Below are 21,998 nucleotides of genomic sequence, written 5' to 3' on the forward strand. Positions count from 1 at the left end.
CTGCTCGATGACCGACGGCTACGACTGCTACCAGAACGCGCTGGCCGAGCGCGTCAACGGAATCCTGAAGATGGAGTTCCTGCTGCATCGGCCCGCCGACCTGGCGCAGGCCGCCCGGATGGTTCGCCAGTCGGTGCAGATCTACAACCAGGAGAGACCGCACCTGTCCCTAGAATTGAAAACGCCCGATGAGGTTCATCGGGCGTCTATTGCCGGCTTCAGCACGCCGGCTATGTGTCCCTCGTAGGTGTCAACCTATCGCAGGACGGGTCAGGCACCAGTCTTGCGGACTGGCTTGGCTTACTGAGGCGCGTGATGCAGGCGCGACTCCGGCACGATCTTCAGTTCGCCGGGCAGCGTGCTGATGTAGGTGGCCAGGGTCTTCAGTTCGGCGTTGGTGAACTTCTTGGGTTCGACCTGCGCGGCCATCACGGCGTTCGAACGGCCGAGGTGGGGGTTGTTCTTCACGCGGTACGACTTGAGCGCCACGAACAGGTAGTCGGCGTGCTGGCCGGCCAGCTTGGGCACGGTGCCGTCGTTCGGCGTGTTGAAGTTGGCGCCGTGGCACTTGGTGCAGCTGTTGTCCTTGTCGCGCGCGATGAGCGCCTGGACGTTCTCGGACGCAGCCTTGGCCGGTGCGGCCGGAGGCGCATCGCCTTCCTTCACGCCGAGCTGGCTGTAGTAGGCCGAGAGGTCGGCGATGTCCTGTTCGGTGAGGCTGTCGGCGATGGCGCGCATCGTCGGGTGCTTGCGGTCACCGCCCTTGTACGCGGTGAGCGCGGCCGAGATGTACGTGGCGCTCTGGCCCGCGATCATCGGGACCTTGTGGATCTCGGGAAAGCTCGCCTGGTAGCCGATGATGCCGTGGCAGCCCACACACATCTGGACCTTCTTGGCGCCGTCCTGGGGCTTGCCAGTGACTTGCTGGGCTTGTGCCGAGAGCGTCACGCAAGCGACAGCAAGGGCAAACATCGTGGTCAACAACTTGTTCATTTTGCGCGCACAATCTCGTGGAGATACAGTTTTTCGAATCAACATTCGATTATATGCAAGGGTCCCACGGGAACCTCGCGCGAGCTGCACAAGAGGCTGCGCAATGCAGTTCGAGTGTGTTCTTTTCTCCACCCTGCCTCCGCTCCACTCATGAAATTCAAGGGCTCAGACAACTACGTCGCCACTCAGGACCTGATGCTGGCGGTCAACGCGGCCATCACACTCCAGCGCCCGCTGCTCGTCAAGGGCGAGCCCGGCACCGGCAAGACCATGCTGGCCGAGGAAGTGGCGCAAGCGCTCGACATGCCGCTGCTGCAGTGGCACATCAAGTCGACCACCAAGGCGCAACAGGGCCTGTATGAATACGATGCCGTGAGCCGCCTGCGCGACTCGCAACTGGCCGACGTGGACGGCGGCCAGCGCGTGAAGGACATCCAGAACTACATCATCAAGGGCGTGCTGTGGCAGGCCTTCACGGCCGAGCAGCCGGTCGCGCTGCTGATCGACGAGATCGACAAGGCCGACATCGAATTCCCGAACGACCTGCTGCGCGAAATCGACCGCATGGAGTTCTACTGCTACGAGACGCGCGAACTCATTCGTGCCAAGCACCGTCCGCTGGTGTTCATCACCTCGAACAACGAGAAGGAACTGCCCGACGCCTTCCTGCGCCGCTGCTTCTTCCACTACATCAAGTTCCCCGATGCCGAGACGATGAAGCACATCATCGCCGTGCACTTCCCGAACCTGAAGCAGGAGCTGCTCACGTCGGCAATGAAGACCTTCTACGACGTGCGCAACCTGCCCGGCCTGAAGAAGAAGCCCTCGACCTCCGAACTGCTCGACTGGCTCAAGCTGCTGGTGGCCGAAGACATTCCGCTCGAAGCCCTGCAGAGCAAGGACGACAAGGTCGCCGTGCCGCCGCTGGTGGGCGCGCTGCTCAAGAACGAGCAAGACGTGACGCTGTTCGAGAAGCTCGTCTTCATGCAACGCAACAACCGCTGAGCCCATGAGCCAGCAACAGCCACCGCCGCATTCCACCGGCCAGTTGATGAAGCTGGGCATTGCCCAGGCGGTGCTGTTCGTGGCGGGCGCCCTGCTCGGCCGCGGCATCGGCCTGCTGCTGGGCCTCGACGCCTTCGGCGCGGGCGGCTACGGCAACAAGGAAATCTTCGGCATCCTGCTGATCGGCCTGGGCGGCGGCGCCGGCGTGCAACTGGCGCGTGCCTGGTACACGCGCAAGTACGGCAACCCGCGCGGCTGAGAAGCCGCCACAAGCCGAGCCCCTGCCCCACTGCTCACGAGAGAGTCTCTTGATATGGCGTTCGTCGAACCTGTCACCCTGAAGGCCCGCGGCATCGCGCTGGTGCCGCTCGCACTCCCCCACGAAGACGGCCTGCGCGCCGCGGCCGCCGACGGCGAGCTGTGGAAGCTGCGCGTCACCTCCGTGCCCGAGCCGCAGGACACGCGCGCCTACATCGAGACCGCCCTCAAAACCGCCGACCGCTTCGCCTTCGCCGTGACCGACGAGGCCACCGGCACGGTGCTGGGCAGCACCAGCTTTCACGACATCCTGCCGGGCGTGAAGCGCGTCGAAATTGGCTACACCTGGTACGCCGCGCGCTGCCACCGGACCCACGTCAACACCACCTGCAAGCTGCTGATGCTCACGCACGCGTTCGACACGCTCGGCTGCAATGTGGTGGGCTGGCGCACCGACAACTTCAACTTCGCTTCGCAGCGCGCCATCGAGCGCCTGGGCGCGAAGAAAGACGGCGTGATCCGCGGCCACGTGATGCGCCGCGACGGCACCATCCGCGACACCGTCATGTACAGCCTGCGCGCGGGCGAATGGCCCGAGGTGAAGGCCCAGCTGCAGTACCTGCTCGACCGGCCGCGCGACTGACACCGGCGACGACACACAAGGAGCGCACCCCATGCTCATCGACTTCTTCTACACGCTGCGTTCGGCCAAGCTGCCGGTGTCGGTCAAGGAATACCTCACGCTGCTCGAGGCGCTCAAGGCCGACGTGGTGGGCCCGAACTCCGACGGCGCCTACGGCATCGACGACTTCTACTACCTCTCGCGCACCGCGCTCGTGAAGGACGAGAAGCACTACGACAAGTTCGACCGCGCCTTCGCCGCCTACTTCAAGGGCGTCGAGATGCTCACCGACTTCACCAAGGAAGTGCCGCTCGACTGGCTCAAGAAGACGCTGGAGCGCGAGTTCACCGCCGAAGAAAAAGCCAAGATCGAGAAGATGGGCTGGGACGAGCTCATGGAAACGCTCAAGAAGCGCTTCGAAGAGCAGAAAGAGCGCCACGAGGGCGGCAGCAAGTGGATCGGCACGGGCGGCACCTCGCCCTTCGGCAACGGCGGCTACAACCCGCAGGGCATCCGCATCGGCGGCGCGGGCAAGAACAAGAGCGCCGTCAAGGTGTGGGACCAGCGCGCCTACAAGGACTACGACGACACGCAGGAACTGGGCACGCGCAACATCAAGGTCGCGCTGCGCCGGCTGCGCAAGTTCGCGCGCGAAGGCAACGTGGAAGAGCTGGACCTGGACAACACTATCCACTCGACCGCCGCCAACGCGGGCTACCTCGACATCAAGATGCGGCCCGAGCGCCACAACAACGTCAAGGTGCTGCTGCTGATGGACGTGGGCGGGACGATGGACGAGCACATCCAGCGCGTCGAAGAGCTGTTCTCGGCCGTGAAGACCGAGTTCAAGCACCTGGAGTTCTACTACTTCCACAACTGCGTCTACGACTTCATGTGGAAGAACAACAAGCGCCGCTTCTCCGAGAAGTTCGCGACCTGGGACATCCTGCGCAAGTACAACAAAGACTACAAGTTGATCTTCGTGGGCGACGCCACGATGAGTCCTTACGAAATTTTGCAACCTGGCGGCAGCGTCGAATACAACAACGAAGAGGCCGGCGCCGAGTGGATCCAGCGCCTCACGCACACCTTCCCCAAGTTCGCCTGGATCAACCCCGAGCCCCAGGGCGTGTGGCAGTACCGCCAGAGCATCGCGGTGATGCAGCAGCTCATGTCCAACCGCATGTACCCGCTCACCTTGCGCGGCCTCGAAGAGGCGATGCGCATGCTGTCCAAGTAACCCGCGGCCCCGCACAAGTGGGGGGCACGCGTCACACGTGTGCTGTCAGAATGCCCCCATGGTCAGGGTGGCATCCGTTCTTTCGCCGGCGTTGTGGCCGGCTTTGCTTTTTTCCGGCGTCCTGCTTTTGCAAGGCTGCAGCCTGCTGCCTAAAAAAGAGGCGGCAGACACGGGCGCGCCCACCGTCGGCGTGGTGCGCAGCGCCGATGCCGACAGCAACAAGGACGACGACAAAGCCAAGGCCGATGGCCGGCGCCGCGCCTTCACCGTCGACGTGCGCGGCCCCGAGACCGAGCGCGACTACCTGACGCGCCACCTCGAAATCCAGCGCTACCGCGAGCTCGACGACCTGGGCGTGACCGAGGTCTCGCGCCTCATGGTCGCGGCCGAGGCCAACGCGCGCGAACTGCTGGGCACGCTGGGCTACTTCACGCCCACGCTCACGCTCGAACTCAAGGAAACGCCCGACAGCACCGAGGCCCCGCGCGAGGTCGTCATCACCGTCGCGCCCGGCGAGCGCACCAAGGTGTCGACGGTGCAGATCCGCTACGCCGGCCAGATCGCCGACGACCCCACCGCCGAAGCGCAGCGCGACGCCATCCGCACCGGTTGGGCGCTGCGCGCTGGCGAGCCTTTCACCCAAGGAGCGTGGGACGACGCCAAGACCACCGCGCTGCGCAGCCTCACGGCCAAGCGCTTTCCCACCGGCAGCGTGGAAGTCAGCCGCGCCGAGGTCGATGCCGACCGCCACGAAGCCCGCCTCGGCGTGACCTACCAGTCGGGCCCGGCCTACAAGTTCGGCCCGCTCGTGCTGCGCGGCGTGGAGCGCTACGACGCCGATGCCGCGCGCCGCATCGCGCGCCTGCCCACCGGCACCGACTACGACCAGCAGAAGCTGCTCGACGCGCAACAACGCCTGGCCAGCAGCGGCTACTACGACTCGGTGTTTCTCACGCTCGACACCGACAGCAACACGCCCCTGGCCGCGCCCGTGATCGCCCAACTGCGCGAGGCGCCGCTGCAGAAGGTCGTGATGGGCGTGGGCTTCACCACCGACAACGGCCCGCGCCTGTCGATCGATCACACCCACAACCGCATGCCGCTGCTCGGCTGGCGCGCCGTGTCGCGGCTCTCGCTGGACAACGACATCCAGTCGCTGGGCACCGAGTGGAACGCCGTGCCCAACGACCGCGGCTGGCGCTGGTTTGCCGGCGGCGAACTCAAGAGCGAGCAGTCGGGCAGCTACGTGGTCGACAGCGGCCGCCTGCGCGGCGGGCAAAGCAAGTCGAGCGACCACATCGACCGCAGCCTGTTCCTGCAGTACGACTACGCCCACAACCGCGGCACCGACGCGCCGCCCTCGGCCTCGGCCGTCACCGCCAACTGGGGCTGGACCGGGCGCTACTTCGACGACAACTCGGCGCCCTCGCGCGGCTACGGCCTGGCGCTCGAAATGGCCGCGGGCTACACGCTCACCGGCCAGCAACTGCCCTTCACCCGCACCTACGCGCGCTTTCTCGGCGTGCTGCCGCTGGGCGCAGCCGACGACAAGAACGCCCGCGCGCGCCGCAGCCGGCTGCAGATGCGCCTGGAGGCCGGCGCCGTCGCCGCCAAGGACAGCGCGCAGATCCCGTCCACGCTGATGTTCCTCACCGGCGGCGACACCACCGTGCGCGGCTACAGCTACAAGCAGATCGGCACCGTGCGCGCCGACGGCAAGACCGTGTCGGGCCGCTACCTCGGCGTGGCCAGCCTCGAATGGCAGCGCCCCTTCGTCTACAAGGACAAGCTCACCGAATGGGAGAGCGTGGTGTTCGTGGATGCCGGCGCCGTGGCCGACAAGCCCGGCGAGCTCAAGCCCAAGGTCGGCGTGGGCGTCGGTGCGCGCTGGCGCAGCCCCATCGGCCCCGTGCAGGCCGACCTGGCCTACGGCGTCGACTCGAAGAAATTCCGCCTGCACTTCCGTCTCGGCTTCACCTTCTGACCCGCTTCATGCCGACCACGCCCGCCGCAGCCACGCCCCCTCCCAGCCCCCGCCGCCGCTCGCGCACCCGCCGCGTGCTGCGCGCGCTGGGCTGGACCCTGGCGGGCCTGTTGCTGGTCGTGCTGCTGCTCGCCGCAGGCACCTGGTGGTGGCTCGGCTCGAACAAGTCGTTGGCCTTCGCGCTCGCGCAGGCCGCACAGCGCCTGCCTGCGGGCCAGACGCTCGAAAGCCGCGACGTGACCGGCTCGCTGCGCACCGGCGGACGCATCGGCTGGCTCAAGTGGCAAAGCGAGACCCTCGCGGTCGAGGTGAACGACGCCACGCTCGGCTGGCAGCTCGCGCCGCTGTTCCAGCGCAAGGTGCAGCTCGGCGACATCCACGCGGCACGCCTGTCGATCGAACGCCGCGGCCCGCCCAGCGACACGCCGACCGAGCCGCTGGCACAGGTCGCGCTGCCCGTCGAGGTGGCCGAGGTGCCCTTCCGCATCGACGAGCTGCGCTGGGCCGGCCCGCCCCCGCTGCAGGCCACCGGCCTCGCCGGCCGCTACAGCTACCTCGGCGCGCAGCACGCGCTGGACATCGAAGGCGTCGACATCGCCGACGGCCACTACAGCGCCCGCGTGCGGCTGCAAGGCCCGGCGCCGATGGCGCTCGACGCCACGCTCGACGGCCGCGTGAAGGCCCCGCTCGCTGAAGACCGCCACCTCGAGGTGCAGGCCAAGGCCTCGGTCAAAGGCACGCTGGCCGGCCCCGAGGCGCGCCTGCAGGTCGCCGCCGACCTGCAACCCACCGAGCCCAACGCCGAAGCGCCGATGGAAGCCACGCTGCGCGCGCAGATCGCGCCCTGGCTGCCGCAGCCCGTGGTCGATGCCAAGGCCGACCTGCGCAACGTCGACGCCGCCAGCCTCTGGCCCGGCGCGCCGCAGACCCGGCTCACCGGCACCGTCGAACTCGCGCCCGACGCCGCCACCGGCCCCGCCGCATGGAAGGCCTCGGCCGACATCCGCAACGCCGTCGCCGGCCCGTGGGACCAACAGAAGCTGCCGATCGAGCAGGTCGAGGCGCAGGTCGGCTTCGACGGCACGACCTGGACCGTGCCCGAAGCCACCGTGCGCGCGGGCGGCGGCCGCATCGACGCCGAAGGCAGCTGGAGCCCCGCGCCCTCGCCCTGGCAGGTGCGCGCCACCGTGCGCGGCGTGCGGCCCGGCGCGCTGTACGGCGAGCTGTCGGGCACGCCCGTCGGCGGGCAGATCAGTGCACGGCAGGCCGAAGACTCCGACACCCTCGTCTTCGACGTGGCCCTCCGCGCCGAAGGCAACGGCGGCGCCGGCAGCAAGGCGCTGCCCGGCTTCGGCCTCGACCGCGCATTGGCGCAGGGCCAGTGGAAAGACCAGGTGCTCGACCTGCGCACCCTGCGCGTCGAAGCCATGCGCGCCCGCATCGACGGCAAGCTGCAGGTGCGCGTGGCCGACCAGGCCGCCAGCGGCAAGCTCGACCTCTCGCTGCCGGGCGGCAGCGCGCAACTCGACGGCCGCATCGCGCCCGCCACTGGCGGCGGCGACCTCAAGGCGCGCATCGACGACGCCGAGGCGATGCAGCGCTGGGTGCAAGGCCTGCCGGGCCTGTCGGGCGTGTTCGCGAACGCCAGCGCCAAGGGCAGCGCCCGCCTCGACGCCAGCTGGCAAGGCGGCTGGCAGACCGTGCAACGCCGCATCGAAAACCCCGGCGCCCCCACCGCACGCGGCAGCGCCGAGCCCAGCCTCAAGGCCGCGCTCGCCGTGCCGCGCCTCGACCTGAACCTGCCCGCCGCACAGCCCGACGGCACGGCCACCTCTGTGCAGTTGCGCGAGCTGCAGGCCGACCTCGCCGGCAGCATTGCCCAGGCCACGCTGACGCTCAAGGGCGAAGCCACCACCGGCACGCAAAAGCTCGCGCTCGACACCCGCGCCAGCGGCGGCCTCGCCAGCGCCAACCAGTGGCGCGCCACCCTCGCCAGCCTGCGACTTCAAGCGCAAGACACCGCCACCGCGCGCCCCGGCCAAGGGCCCTGGGTGCTGGAGCTGGGCCGCGAAGTCACGGCCACCGTGCGCGCCGCCGACAACCGCCTCGATGTCGAAGCCTCCGCCGCCGAGGCCACCTTGCGCGGCCCGCTGCCCGGCACCGTGCGCATCGACTGGCAGCCGCTGCGCTTCAACCAGAGCGGCGCCGCACCGAACCGCGTGTTCCGCCTGCAGTCCAAGGGCCAGATGCAGGGCCTGCCGATGGCCTGGGCCGGCGCGTTCGGCGCCAACGCCACGCTGAGCGAACTCGGCATCAGCGGCGACCTGCTGTTCAACGGCGACTGGGACATCGACGCCGGCGACACCCTGCGCGCCAAGGCCCGCCTTGCGCGCCAGAGCGGCGACATCCGCGTGCAGGCCGGCGAGGCGGCGCTCGTCACCCGCATCACCAGCACCGGAACCGGCACGGCGAGCGAACGCACCATGAGCTCGGCCAGCGGCAAGAACGACGTCAACGGCGTCGATCTCACCGCCACCCCGGCCGGCCTGCGCCGCGCCGAACTGCAGCTCGACGCGCAAGGCGACGCCGTGCGCGCCACCCTGGCCTGGGACAGCGAACGCGCCGGCCGCCTCGACGCCGAACTCGGCACCCGCATGCAGCAGCGCAGCGGCGGCTGGCAGTGGGCGCCCGACGCGCCGCTCAACGGCACGCTGCGCGCTGCGCTGCCCAACCTCGGCGTGTGGTCGATGCTCGCGCCGCCCGGCTGGCGCATCGCCGGCACGCTCGACGCCAACGCCACCCTGTCGGGCAACCGCACCGCGCCGCGCTGGAACGGCACGCTCGGCGCCGACCAGCTCGCGCTGCGCGCGCCCGTCGAAGGCCTCGACCTGCGCGACGGCCGCCTGCGCGCCTCGCTCACCGGCGACCGCCTCGAAATTGCCGAGTTCACGCTCAAGGGCGGCGCCGGCAGCAACGCACGCATCGGCGGCCAAAGCGGCAACCGCAGCACCGCCGCCAGCGAAGCGCGCACCGACGGCGGCTCGCTCACCGCGCGCGGCGACCTCAGCTGGGGCAGCAACAACAGCGCGACCAGCACCGGCATCCGCATGGCCCTGCAGGCCGAGCTGCGCGCCCTGCGCGTGCTGGTGCGCACCGACCGCCAGGTGTCGCTGTCGGGCAACCTGCAGGCGCGGCTGGACAACGGCCAGTTCAACGTGCGCGGCAAGCTCAAGACCGACCGTGCCGTCATCATCCTGCCCGACGAGACCGCGCCCAGCCTGGGCAGCGACGTCGTCGTGCGCTCGGCCGCCAAGGACAGGGCTGCCGCCGAGGCCGCGCAGCGCGAATCCGCCAAGGCCGACGCCCAGGCGGCCAAGGCCGCCAACAAGCCCCAGACCGCCAAGCCGCCCGACATCGTCGTCACCTTCGACCTCGGCGACGACTTCGCCGTGCAGGGCCGCGGCATCACCACGCGGCTCGAAGGCGAACTCGAAATCCGCAGCACCCGCCTGGACGCCCCGCCGCGCATCACCGGCGAAGTGAAGACCGTGAAGGGCCAGTACCGCGCCTACGGCCAGCAGCTCGACGTTGAGACCGGCATCGCGCGCTTCAACGGCCCCTTCGACAACCCCGCGCTCGACATCCTGGCCATCCGCCCGAACATCTCGCAGCGCGCCGGCGTGCAGATCACCGGCTCCGCGCAGTCGCCCCGCGTGAAGCTCTACGCCGAGCCCGCGCTGTCCGACGCCGAAACCCTGTCATGGGTCATCCTGGGCCGCGCCTCGGCCACCAGCGGCGGCGAATCGGCCCTGCTGCAGCAGGCCGCCCTGTCGCTGCTCGGCAAGATCGGCGGCACCACCACCGGCGGCAGCCTGGCCAGCCGCTTCGGCCTGGACGAACTCGGCTTCAAGGGCCCCGGCAACGGCGGCGACCTGCGCGAGTCGGCCGTCACGCTCGGCAAGCGGCTGTCGAAAGACTTCTACATCACCTACGAACGCAGCCTGGGCGGCACCTTCGGCACGATCTTCATCTTCTACGACCTGACGAAACGCCTCACGCTGCGGGGGCAGGCGGGGCAGACGAGCGGGGTGGACCTGATCTATACGGTGAAGTACGACTGAGGGTGCAGACACCCCAAACTGGTAAAGTGCGGGCCGCGCAGCAGCAGCTGCAGCGCGCACCGTCTTCGTAGTTCAATGGATAGAACGGGGTCCTCCTAAGACTCAGATACAGGTTCGATTCCTGTCGAAGGCACCACATCCAAGGCCTGGGACTTCCCAAGCGCCTTTCGGCTCCCCCAGTGACACAGTGCCTTCAATGGCCTGCCTCACCCCAAGCACGTCATCACGTGCCTGGAGTTCGAGGGTTTCAGGCACCTCGGAGACTCACGCCTGCGAGCGCACGTTGTCGCGCGATCTCACGGACATCCGCCCACCATGTGGACCACCGCTGCGCGACCTTGTCCGCCGTGAAGCGCTCTGCGGACGCCAATGCGCCGAAGCGAAGGTCATATGCTTTCTCGGGGTCCTCCAGCAGCGCCACGATCGCATCGGCCATCGCGCCGACCTCTCCGGGAGGAACCAGGATGCCGGCATCACGGCCCTCCAGCAAATCCTTCGGACCGTACTTCACGGAAAAGGCCACCAGCGGGCGCGCGTGGGCCAGGCACTCCAATCCGAACAGCGAGAAACCCTCCTCGCTGGACGCCATCACGCCGAGACTCGACGCCCTGAAGAGGGTGGCAACATCACTCGCGTAGCCGTGGATGAAGATGCTCCCCGCCAGACCGGTGGCGTCGACGCGTGCCTGGAGCGCCGCCTGCAGAGGGCCGACGCCGTAGTTGTGCAACTGCGCATCCGGGATCTTTCGGAGGACGCGCTCGAACACCTGAAAAAGCAACTCATGCTGCTTCTTCGCTGTGTAGCGCGCCAGATAGATCACCCGTTTCTCCGGCAAAGAAGCCGATTCGACGGTCTCGGGCACACGAGACAACGCGTGCGGGATCACACTCAACTTTGTGGCCGGCACACCGGTCTCGAGCAAGTCCCGCCGCTGCTCTTCCGTGGCAACAATGAGGCTGTCGAAAGAGTCCGGATCTTCGAGCAGATGCCGATAGCTGATTTTCAGTTGCCCATTGGGAAGCCGATGGGTGCTGTGCACGAAGGCACTGACAGTGCAGTGAAGCCGGCGGCTTGCCGCGCTCTGCCGGAGCTTGCGGTACATCTCGTTCTTGTCGACGAGAAAGTGCCAGGTGACGTCTTCTTCCAGATTGGCGCCCATCATCGCGCAGACAAAGTCACTCTCGGTCGCGTAGGTGATCGAGGTGCCCTCCGCACTGCGCAGCTCGATGGCTTGCAGATCCGTGCCGCCTCGGCCCGGCTTGAACGTCTTTCGCATCAAGACCTGGCCGTTCGCCAGCTCGAATTCTTCACAACCGGTCTGCGTCGAATCCCAGGCGGCTGGGTGGCTGACCTTTCGCAGCGAAAGCCTGGCAGTGTTCGGCTTGCCTCCCCCCGCAGGCGAGCCAGACGCCGAGCGCGATGAAGCAAGCGGGATCAGCAGGCCCTCGTCACGCATGTCCACGAGCCAGTCATAGACATTGAGCACCCTCGTTTCCGAAGGCAGCGCTCCCTCGGCCTTCAAGGTCGCTACGTTTTCACGCAGGCGAGGAGAGAAATTGCTGGTCAGTATCCATGGGGTGATGCCGAGGTGCCCATGGAAGAGATGGGCTCGGCGGATGCCTGCGACTTCAATGCCGTTGCCGATCTGGCGCAGATTTTCCTGCAGGAACAACACGCGCTCCGCCCGGGAAGGCCCCACAACTCCCGCCGTTCCTGAAACCGCCGATGCGTGGTCGGCCTTGAGCGGCGAATTCCCAGTGTCGTTCGTCAAACCCAACTCCTCGAGGTACGTGCTTGCAGGGTGCGTGGCGTCGAATTGTCAATCAAGACGGCATTGCAGCGTCGCTGCTTCGGACCGTCGACGGTGGTGCGTCGATTCGGGCGCTGCATTCAAACCCGGATGCGTGCGTGCCGCCTCGCGCAGTGACGCGCCTTCCATCCACGGCCCGACGGCGCGACGGACTACTTTTGGATGCACGGCGTAACGGCATGCTGCCCCTCATAGCAGACACAACACAGCAGGGGGCAAGCGATGAACAAGACCGAGGCCTTGGCGGCCATGGTGGAAGTGGCTCGGATCGGGCGCGGCATGACGCCCGCCGACGCACTCACGCACTTGGGCGAGCTGATCGCACAAGAGTCACCGGACGATCCGGCGCATGACGCCAATGTCGAAAGACTGCTGCGCCTCGGCGCCTGCATCTGGTCGCTGCGGCGTGGGCTGTTCCTGCCCGAGCTGGCCGGGCGCGGCGACGCGCCGGAAGCATCGCAGCAACCCCGCGAGATCGCACCCATCGGCACAGTGCCTGCGCGTGCATCGCACCCCGTCTCGCACCACCCGGTGATCCCGGCGCTGAGCACGTCGGTGCACTACGGGCTCGCGACCGCGTTCACACCACCCGATATTCCTCCACCACAAAGGCGGTGATCTCGTACAGGAAGGTCTTGGCGTGCGCCATCGTGCGCTGGCCTTCGGGCGAGGCGAACGCGGCGTTCAGCGTGTCGGTGTTCTCGAACCACAGCTCCACGATGCCGTCGATCGGCAGCTCGGCGTAACCGCAGGGCGTGCCCTTTTCGAATTCGCGCGCGACCACCACGTTCTGTCGGTAGCCGGCCACGCCGGGCATGCGGCGCACATGGTCGGCGTGCACCTTCCATTCGCGGCGAAAGTCGGCCTCCGACTGTGCGGCCGGACGGCGCAGGGTCGAGATGCGCTTGAGCATCACCGGCCCCGCCGACGATGCGGGCGATGGCGGCGCGATGACCTCGGTCTGCTCGACGGTCACGATGTGCAGCCCGCCCAGAAAATGCTGCTCGTCGGCGCGGATCTCTTCGGCGAGTTCGCCGATGTTGAAAGCCGCGTCGGCCTGCGCCGCGGCGTCGAACTGCAGCTGCGAGAAGCCATCGAAGTCCCACGGTCCGCGCGCGAAGTCGATGCCGCGCTGCAGGCGATCGGTCACGCGGTTCTGGCGGTAGCTGCGCAGCGTGGGCAGGCGCGCGACGAGCGGGCCGTGGCGTTCGCGCCAGTGACGGCTGAAGGCCTCGTCGGTCCAGCCGGGCTGCTTGCGGATCAGGCCCATGCGCAGCAGGGTCGTGGTGGTCGGTTCGGTCATCGGTCGGTCTCCTTGTTGGATGGCATCTCTGCTTCGGCGCGCGCACGCGCCAGACCAGGGGCGCGCTTGGCGAGCCACACGCCGTGGCGCACGGGCCAGCGCTGGTACTGCGGGTCGGCGCCGAGCGCGGCGGCCGCGTGGTGCGGCCAGTAGGGGTCGAACAAAGCTTCGCGGCCGAGTGCGACGAGATCGGCCTGACCCGCGGCGAGCACGGCCTCGGCCTGCTGCGCGTCGACGATCATCCCGACGGCCTGAGTGACCACGCCGGCCTCGCGCCGGATGCGCTCCGAGAACGGCACCTGGAAGCCCAGGCCGCGCGGCACGGGCAGTGCGCGCGTCTCTTCGGTGAGGCCGCCCGACGAACAGTCGATCACGTCGACGCCGCAACGCTTCAGCTCGCGCGCGAGCACCACCGAGTCGTCGAGGTTCCAGCCGTCGAGCGTGCCGTCCACGGCCGAGAGGCGGCAGAACAGCGGCTTGCCGGCGGGCCATGCGGCGCGCACGCGCTGCGCGATTTCCAGGGCGAGCGACATGCGGTTCTCGCGGCTGCCGCCGAGCGCGTCGTCGCGGTGGTTGGCGTTGGGCGACAGGAAGCTCGCCACCAGGTAGCCGTGGCCGAAGTGCAGCTCGACCACGTCGAAGCCGGCCTGGTCAGCGCGCACGGTCGCATCGACAAAACGCTGCACGACCTCGGCCATGTCTGCGGCATCGAGCGCGCGCGGCGCCGACCAGCCGGGGCCGGCCGCGAGCGCGCTGGGGCCCAGGCGCTCCCACGGCTCGTCGTCGGCCGCCATGCGCGCCGGGTCGATGGCGGCACCGCCCTCCCACAGCGGCTCGCTGCCGGCCTTGCGGCCCGCATGCGCGAGCTGCACACCGATGGCGCTGCCTTGCGCGTGGACGAAATCGACCACGGCCTTCAGCGGCGCGATCTGGCTGTCGTTCCACAGGCCGAGGTCGGCGGTGCCGATGCGCCCGCGCGGATCGACGGCGGTGCTCTCGGTGAGGATCAGGCCCGCGCCGCCGAGCGCGAACTTGCCCAGGTGCACAAGGTGCCACGGCGTGGCATGGCCGCGCTCGGCGGCGTGCTGGCACATGGGCGAGATGACGACGCGGTTGGCGAGCGTGAGCTCGCGCAGCTGCAAAGGCTGGAACAGCAGGGGAAGTGAATCGGACATGAGAAGAAGGGTTCAGGGTGCGCGGGCAGCCACGGGCCGCGTGCCGAGCCAGGTGCCGGTCATCACCGCGGCAAAGCCGAACAGGTGCCACCACGTGAGCACTTCGCCCAGCAGCAGCGCCGCGAACAGCACGCCGAACACCGGCACCCAGTAGAGAAAGACGGCCGTCCGCGCCACGCCGATGACGGAGATCGCACGGTTCCAGATGAGGTTGCCCGCGGCGGTGGCCGCGATGCCAGAGAACAGCACCAGCGCCCACGGCCACATGCCGGGAAAGAGCTGCGCCGTGCCCAGCCGCGACGGACCGAGCACGGTGTGGACCACGAGCATGAGCGTGCCGATGAGGTAGATGACCCAGCTGATCGACAGCGGATCGATCTGCCGCGCCAGCCGCTGCACGCCCACGCCGCCGACCGCGAAGCTCACCACCGACAGTGCGAGCATCAGGTCGCCGATGCCGGCGCTCGACAGCCCCGCGCCCGGGTGGCTCAGCACCACCGCGGCCACGCCCGCGAAGCCCAGCGCCACGCCTACCATGCGGCGCGGCGTGAAGCGCTCGCCGAAGACCAGCGCGGCCATCAGCGCCGACACCAGCGGGCTCAGCGCCATGATGAGTGCGCCGTTGGTGGCGGTGGAGCGCAGCAGCCCCTGCGCGAACAGGATCTGGTTGCCGTAGACCATGAGGAACGCGCAGCCCGCCATCACTGCGAGCTGCCGCGCCGTGAGCCGGGGCACGCCACCGCGCCGCCACAGCACGATGGCGCTGAGCGCGCAGCACGCCACACCCATGCGCAGTGCCGAGAGCGGCAGCGTCTCGAAGGACGTGGTGAGCGCCTTCACGACCGACACGTTCACGCCCCACACCAGCATCGCGAGCAGCATCCAGCCCTGCACGGACGCGGGCGTGGCGCCGTGCGAGGGCGCGGGTTGGTTCACCTCAGCTCTCGAGCGCGTTCCACATTTCGATGTCGCGCTCGGCCGTCCAGATGCGCGGGTGCGTGTGGCCCGTCGCCTCGTCGTAGGCACGCGTCACGTCGAAAGGCATGCAGTGGTCGAAGATCACCCAGTGGCCGTAGGTCGGGCGCAGCGCGGCCACGGTTTCCTTGTAGATCACGTTGAGCGACTTGCCTTCTGCCACGCCGTTGTTCACCAGCGTGTAGACGTCGGAGATGAAGGCGCGCGTGGAGGCAATCGCCTTGCGCACGTCGGCGGCGTTTTCCAGTGCGGCGCCGCGGCCAGGCACCAGCTTCTCGAAGCCGAAGCCAGCCAGGCGATCCAGCGTGGTGGGCCAGTCGCGGAAATAGCAGTCGCCCGCGTACGCGGTGCTCTGGTATTCGACGAGGTCGCCCGCGAAGCAGATCTTCTGGTCTTCGAGGTAGGCGATGGTGTCGCCCTTGGTGTGGCCGCGGCCGACCTGCGCGATCTTCACTTCGAGCTTCTTGCCCAGCCACACGCTCATGGTGCCGTCGAAGGTCATGGTGGGCCAGGTGAGGCCCGCCGGCACCGACTCGACGTTGCGGAACAGGCGCGGGAAGCGACCGATCTCGCTGGCCTTGTCCTGCTCGCCGCGCTCGACGATCAGGTCGTAGGTGTCGCGGCTGGCAATGATCTGCTCGGCGCCTTCCTTGAAGTACGCCGACGCGCCCAGCACGCGCACCGCGTGGTAGTGGCTCAGCAGCACGTACTTGATGGGCAGCGGTGTCACTTCGCGGATGCGGCGGATCACGTCCTGCGCCATCGCGGGCGTGGCCTGCGTGTCGACCACCATCACGGCCTCGTCGCCGATGAAGACGCCGGTGTTCGGGTCGCCCTCGGCGGTGTAGGCGTAGGCGTTCTCCGAGAGGCGGGTGAACGAGACCTTCTTTTCTTCAAGGTCGGCCTGGCTGGCGAATTTCTTGGTGGTCATGAGTGGTCCTTTGAAGTGAGAGGGAAAGTCAGTGCGTGCCGAGATAGGCAGACTTCACCTTGGGGTTGTCGAGCAGCTCGCGGCCGGAGCCTTCGAGCGTGATGCAGCCGGTTTCGAGCACGTAGGCGCGGTCGGCCACGCCGAGCGCCTGCTTGGCCATCTGTTCCACCAGCAGGATCGTGAGACCCGAGCTGCGCAGCTGGCGAATGGCGTCGAAGATGTCCTTGATGATGAGCGGCGCCAGGCCCAGCGAGGGCTCGTCGAGCAGCAGAAGGCGCGGCTCGCTCATGAGCGCGCGGGCAATCGCGAGCATCTGCTGCTCGCCGCCAGACAGCGTGCCCGACAGTTGATGCTCGCGCTCCTTCAGACGCGGAAAGCGCGCGAACTCACGCTCGATGGCGCGCTCCACGAAGGCCTTGTCGCTGCGGCGCGAATAAGCGCCGAGCATCAGGTTCTCGCGCACGCTCTGGTCGGGGAACACGCCGCGGCCTTCGGGCGACAGCGCCACGCCCAGGCCCACGCGCTGGTGCGCGGGCACCTGCGTGCAGTCCTTGCCGTCGATGAACACCCGGCCTTCGGCCACGGGCTCCAGCCCGACGATGCTCTTGAGCAGCGTGCTCTTGCCGGCGCCGTTGGCGCCGATGATGGTGACGACCTCGCCCGCGCGCACTTCCAGGCTCACGCCCTTGACGGCCTCGATGGCGCCGTACGAGACCTTCACCGATTCGATTTTCAACATGATGGTTTCGGTCCTCTGGCTCAGGCGGGCACGGCCTGCGCCGTGTGCGCTGGTTCTTCGTCGTCCACGCCCAGGTAGGCCTCGACCACGCGCGGGTTCGACTGCACCTCGGCGGGCTTGCCTTCGGCGATCTTCACGCCGTAGTCGAGCACGATCACGTGGTCGGAGATCGACATCACGAGGTCCATGTGGTGCTCCACCATCAGGATGGACACGCCGCACTTGCCGATGCGCACCAGCAGTTCGCCGAGCTCGGCGGTCTCCTGCGGGTTGAGGCCGGCGGCGGGCTCGTCGAGCAGCAGAAGCTGCGGCTCGGTGGCGAGCGCGCGCGCCAGTTCCACGCGGCGCTGCAGGCCGTAGGGCAGGCTGCCGGCGGGCCAGTGCGCCAGGTGGCCCAGTCCCACGAGGTCGAGCAGCTGCAGCGCGCGGTCGCGCGTGGCACGCTCCTGCTTGCCGGCCGTGGGCCAGGCGACGAGCGACGACAGGAAGCCGTTGCTCATGCGGCTGTGCCGCCCGAGCATCACGTTGTCGAGCACCGAGAGGTCGGCGAACAAACGCAGGTTCTGGAAGGTGCGGCCCATGCCCAGGCAGCAGATGGTGTGCGCCGGCTGGCCCACGATGTTGCGGCCCAGGAAGCGGATCACGCCCGCGTCGGGCTCGACCACGCCGGTGAGCATGTTGATCATGGTGCTCTTGCCGGCGCCGTTCGGGCCGATGAGCGCATGGATGTGACCGCGCTGCAGGCGGAACGACACGTCCTGCGCGGGCTTCACGCCGCCGTACGACTTGGTCACGCCCTGCACCACCAGCAGCTCGCCTTCGCCGCCGGGACCGATCTGGCCCGGCACGCCGTGGCCGGCCGCCCCTTCGCCGCGATGGCGCGACTTCAGGAACCACTTGTTGAACAGGCCCACCACGCCGCCCGGCATGACGTACAGCGCGAACAGCAGCAGGAAGCCGTACAGGAAGTGCTGCGCCGAAGGCCAGCGCGCGAGCAGCGCGTCGGTCGCCGTGAGCAGCACGGCGCCCACGATGGGGCCGTACATCGAGCCCGCGCCGCCGAACAGCACCAGCAGCAGGATGAAGATCGACAGGTGGAAGGTGATGAAGTCGGAGTTGATGTACTGGTTCTGCTGCGCCACGAGCGCGCCCGCGATGCCGCAGGTGACGGCCGCGACCACGAAGGCCATGACCTTGGCGCGGTACACGCGCACGCCCACCGACGACGAGGCGATCTCGTCCGCCTGCAGCGACAGCAGCGCACGGCCGAAGCGGCCCTGCAGCAGGTTGCGCAGCAGCAGGTGCAGCGCGGCGCTGAGCACGATGCCCAATATCACCCATTGCACGCTGCTCAGCGGCTGGCCGTTCCAGGTCAGCGGGCGGATGCCGTAGATGCCCTGCGCGCCGCCGAAGACATCGGTCCATTCGCCCACGAGCTTCTCGACCACGATGCCGAAGGCCAGCGTGACCATCGCAAGGTACGGGCCCTTCACGCGCAGCGAGGGCAGCGCGATGAGCACGCCGCACACGCCCGAGATGACAGCCGCGAGCACCAGCGCGAGCCACGGGTTCAGCTCGGTGCGCGAAGTGATGAGCGCGACCGCATAGGCGCCGGCCGCGAACAGGCCGGCCTGGCCCAGCGACTTCTGCCCTGCGTAGCCGACCAGCACGTTCATGCCGGCGGCGCACAGGTAGTAGACGCACATCATGAAGGCGATGCGCAGGTAGTAGTCGTTGCCGGACAGCGTGACGAGGCCGCACAGCACGGCCGCCACGAGCACCACGGCGGCGGGATGCATCAGGCGCTTCATACCTTCTCCACCGTCGAGCGTCCGAACAGGCCCGTGGGCCGGAAGGCCAGCACCAGGATGACGAGCGCGAACACCGCGACCTCGCGCCACTGGGCCTGCCAGAGGTTCACCATCGACTCGAGCACGCCGAGCAGAAAGCCGCCGATGACGCAGCCGCGCGGGTTGCTCAGCCCGCCGATCATGGCGCCCGAAAAACCCTTGAGCCCCACGGTCAGCCCCATGAAGAGCGAGGCCTGCGCGATGGGCGCAAGCAGAAAGCCCGACAGCCCCGCCAGCGCCGAGCTGACGACGAAGGCGCCGATCATCATGGCGTTGGTGTTGATGCCCATGAGGCTGGCGACGTTGCCGTTCTGCGCCACGGCGCGCATGGCCTTGCCGATCATGGTGCGGTTCATCACGCGGTCGAAGCCGATCATCACGACCACGGCCACGCCGAGCGTCAGCAGTTCCTGCGGGCGCACGCCCACGCCGAACATGCGGATCACGGTGTCGCCCACGGGCGCGGGCACCACCACGGGCTTCGGGCCCCAGATGGCAAGCCCCACGCTCTGCAGGATGACGCCGAAACCCAGCGTGCTCATGACCCAGGCCATGCCGGGGCGGCCCGCGAAGGGACGCACGCCGAGCACATAGAGCAGCCAGCCCAGGAAGCCCATCACGCCGAGCGCGGCGAGCAGCGCAAACAGCTGCGCACCCGCGCCCGGCACGGCGTCGCCGAAGGTGGTGGAACTGAGCGGCTTGCCCAGCACGAGGAACAGTGCGCTCATGCCGATGAACGCGCCGGCCGAGACGAACTCGCCGTGCGAGAAGTTCAGCGTCTTGGTCGTCGTGAACGTGATGCTGAATCCCAACGCCACCAGCGCATAGGCACCGCCGACGGCGAGCCCGCTGATGAGCGCCTGCAGGAGCGCTTCAACCATGGTGTGTATCTCCGTTGCGGAACGAGGCGGGGCCCCGTTCCTTTTTTTGTCTCAGACGTTTATTGCTTGAAGTCGGCCGGCTTGAGCGCACCGATCAGCGCGTCGCTGTAGGGCAGCAGCTTGCCGTCCTTCCAGCGGATCCAGACCAGGTCTTTCGCCGTCAGGGCTTCGTGGTTGGTCTTGCTGAAAGGCTTCTCGTAGGTCTTGAGCACGCCCTGCACCGGCGTCTTCAGGTCTTCGAGCGCAACGCGCACGGCGGCGCCGTCGGTGCTGTTGGCCTGCTTCATCGCCTGGGCCAGCAGCAGCACCGAGTCGTAGCCGTGCAGCGCGAACGAGAACGAGCCCGGCGCCTTCAGCTTGCTGCCGATGCGGTCGAACAGCTTCTGCTGCGCGGGCGTGCGCGTTTCGCTCACGGTGCGCATGAAGATCGGCTTCTCGGCGAGCGCCTTGCCGGCTGCGTCGTAGAAGGTGATGTTGTCGGCCGCCCACGAGGTGAGCGTCAGCGGGAAGTAGTTGATCTTCTCCATGCTGCGCACCAGCTGCGCGATGGGCGTGCCCTGCGCCCACACGACGACGGTGTCGACATTGGCGGCCTTCATCTTGCTGAGCTGCGAGGTCATGTCGGTGTCGCCGACGCCGAAGCGCTCGGTGGCCGCGATCTTGATGTCCTGCAGCTTGGCGATTTCTTCCATGTCCTTCAGGCCGCCCTGGCCGTAGCCGGTGGTCTCGGCCATGAGGCCCACAACCTTGGAGCCGGCCGTGTTGCGCTTCACGTAGGCCATGAGCGCGGCGACCTGCTCGCGGTCGACCATCGAGACGCGGAACATGTAGTTGTCGGCGCCGGCGCTCATCGGCTTGGTGATGTCGGTGCCCGAACCCACGTTGCCCAGCACGGGAATCTTCTTCTGGTTGGCGATGTGCTTCCAGGCCATGGCGTTGCCCGAGTTGGTGGGGCCGAACACCGCCACCACCTTCTCGTTGTCGACCAGGTCGCTCATGTTCTGGATCGACTTCGGCGGCGCCGAAACGTCGTCGCGCGTGACCAGCGTGAACTTCCGTCCGAGCGCGCCGCCGGCGGCGTTCAGGTCGGCAATGGCCGCCTCCATGCCCAGTACCGCGGCCTGGCCACTCTGCGCCGAGGGCGACGCCGAGAGGTCGCCGTTGTAGCCGAGCTTGATGTCTTGCGCGTAGGCACCGGCGCTGAACGCAGCGAAGGCGGCGGTCGCGAGCAGGGTCTTGTACAGACGGATCGTTTTCATTCTTTGTCTCCTAAGGGTTGACGGACGGGGAACGGGAAATCGAAAAAGAGCGGGTGCGCCTCAGACGGCGAGGAAGCCGCCGTCCACCGGCAGCGTGATGCCGGTGACATAGCGCGACATGTCGCTCGCCAGGAAGATCACCGGGCCCACCAGGTCTTCGGTCTGGCCGACGCGGCCCAGCGGGATGCGCGTCATGAACGACTCGAGGCGCTGCGGGTTCTCGCGTGTGGCGGCGGTCATGGGCGTCTCGATCACGCCGGGTGCGAGTGCGTTGACGCGCACGCCGGCCGGTGCGAGTTCCTGCGCCAGCGACTGCGTGAGCATCTTGATGGCGCCCTTCGAGGGCGCGTAGCCCAGGCTCGCGGCCTGCCCCGCATAGGCGGCGATGGAGGCGATGTTGATGATCGATCCCTTCGTCTGCTTGAGCACGGGGATGAAGGCCAGCGTGGTGTTGAAGGTGCCGTGCACGTTCACGTCGATGGTCTTCTTCCAGTTGGCCGCGGCGTTCGGGCTGCTGGTGGTCTCGCGGATGATGATGCCGGCGTTGTTCACCAGCAGGTCGACGTTGCCGACCTCTTGCGCCACGCGCGCGGCCAGTGCATGGCAGGCCTCGGGCGCGGTGACGTCGAGCACGAACGACCAGGCTTCGCCGCCTTCGTTGCGCACCAGCTGCGCGGTCTCGGCCACGGTGGCTTCGTTCATGTCGGTGACGACGACGCGCGCGCCCGCCTGGGCCAGGCCGAGCGCAAGTGCACGGCCGTTGCCTTGGCCGGCGCCGGTGATCAGCGCGAGGTGGCCTTCGAGCAGGCGTGGTGCGACGTGAGGAGGAAAAGGCATGGTCGACTCCTTGAA

At 68.1% G+C, this 21,998-nt stretch carries 19 protein-coding genes and 1 tRNA gene; 9 read left to right on the forward strand and 11 right to left on the reverse strand.

Going from position 1 to position 21,998, the window contains the following annotated elements:
• The coding region (locus tag CY658_RS11175) for an integrase core domain-containing protein (protein ID WP_143713672.1) at positions 1-247 on the forward strand (247 nt) is incomplete at its 5' end.
• Positions 248-300: 53 nt separating this feature from the next.
• Here CY658_RS11175 and CY658_RS11180 read toward each other — a convergent pair.
• Entirely contained in the window at positions 301-993 is a 693-nt protein-coding gene (locus CY658_RS11180) for a c-type cytochrome (RefSeq protein ID WP_101490329.1), read from the reverse strand.
• A 150-nt stretch (positions 994-1,143) separates the two neighbouring features.
• On the opposite strand from CY658_RS11180, the gene CY658_RS11185 reads away from it, so the two are divergent.
• The 7 genes from CY658_RS11185 to CY658_RS11215 all read left to right on the forward strand — a co-directional run bounded on the left by CY658_RS11185 (position 1,144) and on the right by CY658_RS11215 (position 10,359).
• Positions 1,144-1,998, forward strand: coding sequence for an AAA family ATPase (locus CY658_RS11185; protein ID WP_101490330.1), 855 nt, complete (start codon positions 1,144-1,146; stop codon positions 1,996-1,998).
• 4 nt (positions 1,999-2,002) lie between these two features.
• Positions 2,003-2,257, forward strand: a complete 255-nt coding sequence (locus CY658_RS11190; protein ID WP_056577818.1) for a hypothetical protein — start codon at positions 2,003-2,005, stop codon at positions 2,255-2,257.
• A gap of 54 nt (positions 2,258-2,311) precedes the next feature.
• Positions 2,312-2,899: a GNAT family N-acetyltransferase gene (locus CY658_RS11195; protein WP_101490331.1), complete on the forward strand. Its 588-nt coding sequence runs from the start codon at positions 2,312-2,314 to the stop codon at positions 2,897-2,899.
• A gap of 31 nt (positions 2,900-2,930) precedes the next feature.
• Positions 2,931-4,118, forward strand: coding sequence for a vWA domain-containing protein (locus tag CY658_RS11200; protein ID WP_099792873.1), 1,188 nt, complete (start codon positions 2,931-2,933; stop codon positions 4,116-4,118).
• Positions 4,119-4,176: 58 nt separating this feature from the next.
• A complete protein-coding gene (locus tag CY658_RS11205; protein WP_101490332.1) occupies positions 4,177-6,102 on the forward strand; it encodes an autotransporter assembly complex protein TamA in 1,926 nt (641 codons plus the stop codon).
• 8 nt (positions 6,103-6,110) lie between these two features.
• The gene (locus CY658_RS11210) at positions 6,111-10,223 is read left to right on the forward strand and encodes a translocation/assembly module TamB domain-containing protein (protein ID WP_101490333.1); all 4,113 of its coding nucleotides are present in this window, start codon (positions 6,111-6,113) and stop codon (positions 10,221-10,223) included.
• A gap of 61 nt (positions 10,224-10,284) precedes the next feature.
• Positions 10,285-10,359, forward strand: a tRNA-Arg gene (locus CY658_RS11215).
• A 111-nt stretch (positions 10,360-10,470) separates the two neighbouring features.
• On the opposite strand, the gene CY658_RS11220 is transcribed toward CY658_RS11215, so the two are convergent.
• Positions 10,471-11,994, reverse strand: a complete 1,524-nt coding sequence (locus tag CY658_RS11220; protein ID WP_143713674.1) for a glycosyltransferase — start codon at positions 11,992-11,994, stop codon at positions 10,471-10,473.
• Between the two features lie 261 nt (positions 11,995-12,255).
• On the opposite strand from CY658_RS11220, the gene CY658_RS32990 reads away from it, so the two are divergent.
• Positions 12,256-12,651: a hypothetical protein gene (locus CY658_RS32990; RefSeq protein WP_257884840.1), complete on the forward strand. Its 396-nt coding sequence runs from the start codon at positions 12,256-12,258 to the stop codon at positions 12,649-12,651.
• Here the strand turns inward: CY658_RS32990 and CY658_RS11230 are convergent.
• Genes CY658_RS11230 through CY658_RS11270 form a run of 9 tightly spaced genes read right to left on the reverse strand, consistent with a single transcriptional unit; the run spans position 12,614 to position 21,983 of the window.
• Positions 12,614-13,336 carry an EthD domain-containing protein gene (locus tag CY658_RS11230; RefSeq protein ID WP_101490335.1) on the reverse strand — a complete coding sequence of 241 codons (723 nt, stop codon included), beginning with the start codon at positions 13,334-13,336 and terminating at the stop codon, positions 12,614-12,616. The two genes, CY658_RS32990 and CY658_RS11230, sit on opposite strands and share 38 nt — an antisense overlap.
• Complete coding sequence (locus CY658_RS11235; protein WP_101490336.1) at positions 13,333-14,511, reverse strand: NADH:flavin oxidoreductase/NADH oxidase; 1,179 nt, start codon at positions 14,509-14,511, stop codon at positions 13,333-13,335. Before CY658_RS11235 ends, CY658_RS11230 begins: the two co-directional genes overlap by 4 nt.
• A 12-nt stretch (positions 14,512-14,523) precedes the next feature.
• The gene (locus CY658_RS11240; protein ID WP_257884841.1) at positions 14,524-15,447 is read right to left on the reverse strand and encodes a DMT family transporter; all 924 of its coding nucleotides are present in this window, start codon (positions 15,445-15,447) and stop codon (positions 14,524-14,526) included.
• Between the two features lies 1 nt (position 15,448).
• Positions 15,449-16,417, reverse strand: a complete 969-nt coding sequence (locus CY658_RS11245) for an MBL fold metallo-hydrolase (RefSeq protein ID WP_101490337.1) — start codon at positions 16,415-16,417, stop codon at positions 15,449-15,451.
• A gap of 28 nt (positions 16,418-16,445) precedes the next feature.
• The gene (locus CY658_RS11250) at positions 16,446-17,156 is read right to left on the reverse strand and encodes an ABC transporter ATP-binding protein (protein ID WP_101490338.1); all 711 of its coding nucleotides are present in this window, start codon (positions 17,154-17,156) and stop codon (positions 16,446-16,448) included.
• A gap of 20 nt (positions 17,157-17,176) precedes the next feature.
• Positions 17,177-18,967 carry a branched-chain amino acid ABC transporter ATP-binding protein/permease gene (locus CY658_RS11255; RefSeq protein WP_101490339.1) on the reverse strand — a complete coding sequence of 597 codons (1,791 nt, stop codon included), beginning with the start codon at positions 18,965-18,967 and terminating at the stop codon, positions 17,177-17,179.
• Positions 18,964-19,887 (reverse strand): branched-chain amino acid ABC transporter permease, encoded by a 924-nt coding sequence (locus tag CY658_RS11260; RefSeq protein ID WP_056577796.1) that lies wholly within the window; start codon positions 19,885-19,887, stop codon positions 18,964-18,966. The genes CY658_RS11255 and CY658_RS11260 overlap by 4 nt, the downstream gene beginning before the upstream one ends.
• Positions 19,888-19,946: 59 nt before the next feature.
• A complete protein-coding gene (locus CY658_RS11265) occupies positions 19,947-21,146 on the reverse strand; it encodes an ABC transporter substrate-binding protein (RefSeq protein ID WP_099792891.1) in 1,200 nt (399 codons plus the stop codon).
• A 60-nt stretch (positions 21,147-21,206) separates the two neighbouring features.
• Positions 21,207-21,983 carry an SDR family NAD(P)-dependent oxidoreductase gene (locus CY658_RS11270; protein WP_101490340.1) on the reverse strand — a complete coding sequence of 259 codons (777 nt, stop codon included), beginning with the start codon at positions 21,981-21,983 and terminating at the stop codon, positions 21,207-21,209.
• Between the last annotated feature and the right edge of the window lie 15 nt (positions 21,984-21,998).

Source organism: Variovorax sp. RO1 (assembly GCF_002849325.1).
In the GTDB taxonomy this organism is placed as follows: Bacteria; Pseudomonadota; Gammaproteobacteria; order Burkholderiales; family Burkholderiaceae_C; genus Variovorax.

Excerpts from the sequence above, each read along its gene's own strand:
- CY658_RS11180 (WP_101490329.1), bottom strand. The coding sequence starts at position 993 with ATGAACAAGTTGTTGACCACGATGTTTGCCCTTGCTGTCGCTTGCGTG.
- CY658_RS11185 (WP_101490330.1), top strand. The coding sequence starts at position 1,144 with ATGAAATTCAAGGGCTCAGACAACTACGTCGCCACTCAGGACCTGATG.
- CY658_RS11190 (WP_056577818.1), top strand. The coding sequence starts at position 2,003 with ATGAGCCAGCAACAGCCACCGCCGCATTCCACCGGCCAGTTGATGAAG.
- CY658_RS11195 (WP_101490331.1), top strand. The coding sequence starts at position 2,312 with ATGGCGTTCGTCGAACCTGTCACCCTGAAGGCCCGCGGCATCGCGCTG.
- CY658_RS11200 (WP_099792873.1), top strand. The coding sequence starts at position 2,931 with ATGCTCATCGACTTCTTCTACACGCTGCGTTCGGCCAAGCTGCCGGTG.
- CY658_RS11205 (WP_101490332.1), top strand. The coding sequence starts at position 4,177 with ATGGTCAGGGTGGCATCCGTTCTTTCGCCGGCGTTGTGGCCGGCTTTG.
- CY658_RS11210 (WP_101490333.1), top strand. The coding sequence starts at position 6,111 with ATGCCGACCACGCCCGCCGCAGCCACGCCCCCTCCCAGCCCCCGCCGC.
- CY658_RS32990 (WP_257884840.1), top strand. The coding sequence starts at position 12,256 with ATGAACAAGACCGAGGCCTTGGCGGCCATGGTGGAAGTGGCTCGGATC.
- CY658_RS11230 (WP_101490335.1), bottom strand. The coding sequence starts at position 13,336 with ATGACCGAACCGACCACCACGACCCTGCTGCGCATGGGCCTGATCCGC.
- CY658_RS11235 (WP_101490336.1), bottom strand. The coding sequence starts at position 14,511 with ATGTCCGATTCACTTCCCCTGCTGTTCCAGCCTTTGCAGCTGCGCGAG.
- CY658_RS11245 (WP_101490337.1), bottom strand. The coding sequence starts at position 16,417 with ATGACCACCAAGAAATTCGCCAGCCAGGCCGACCTTGAAGAAAAGAAG.
- CY658_RS11250 (WP_101490338.1), bottom strand. The coding sequence starts at position 17,156 with ATGTTGAAAATCGAATCGGTGAAGGTCTCGTACGGCGCCATCGAGGCC.
- CY658_RS11255 (WP_101490339.1), bottom strand. The coding sequence starts at position 18,967 with ATGAAGCGCCTGATGCATCCCGCCGCCGTGGTGCTCGTGGCGGCCGTG.
- CY658_RS11260 (WP_056577796.1), bottom strand. The coding sequence starts at position 19,887 with ATGGTTGAAGCGCTCCTGCAGGCGCTCATCAGCGGGCTCGCCGTCGGC.
- CY658_RS11265 (WP_099792891.1), bottom strand. The coding sequence starts at position 21,146 with ATGAAAACGATCCGTCTGTACAAGACCCTGCTCGCGACCGCCGCCTTC.
- CY658_RS11270 (WP_101490340.1), bottom strand. The coding sequence starts at position 21,983 with ATGCCTTTTCCTCCTCACGTCGCACCACGCCTGCTCGAAGGCCACCTC.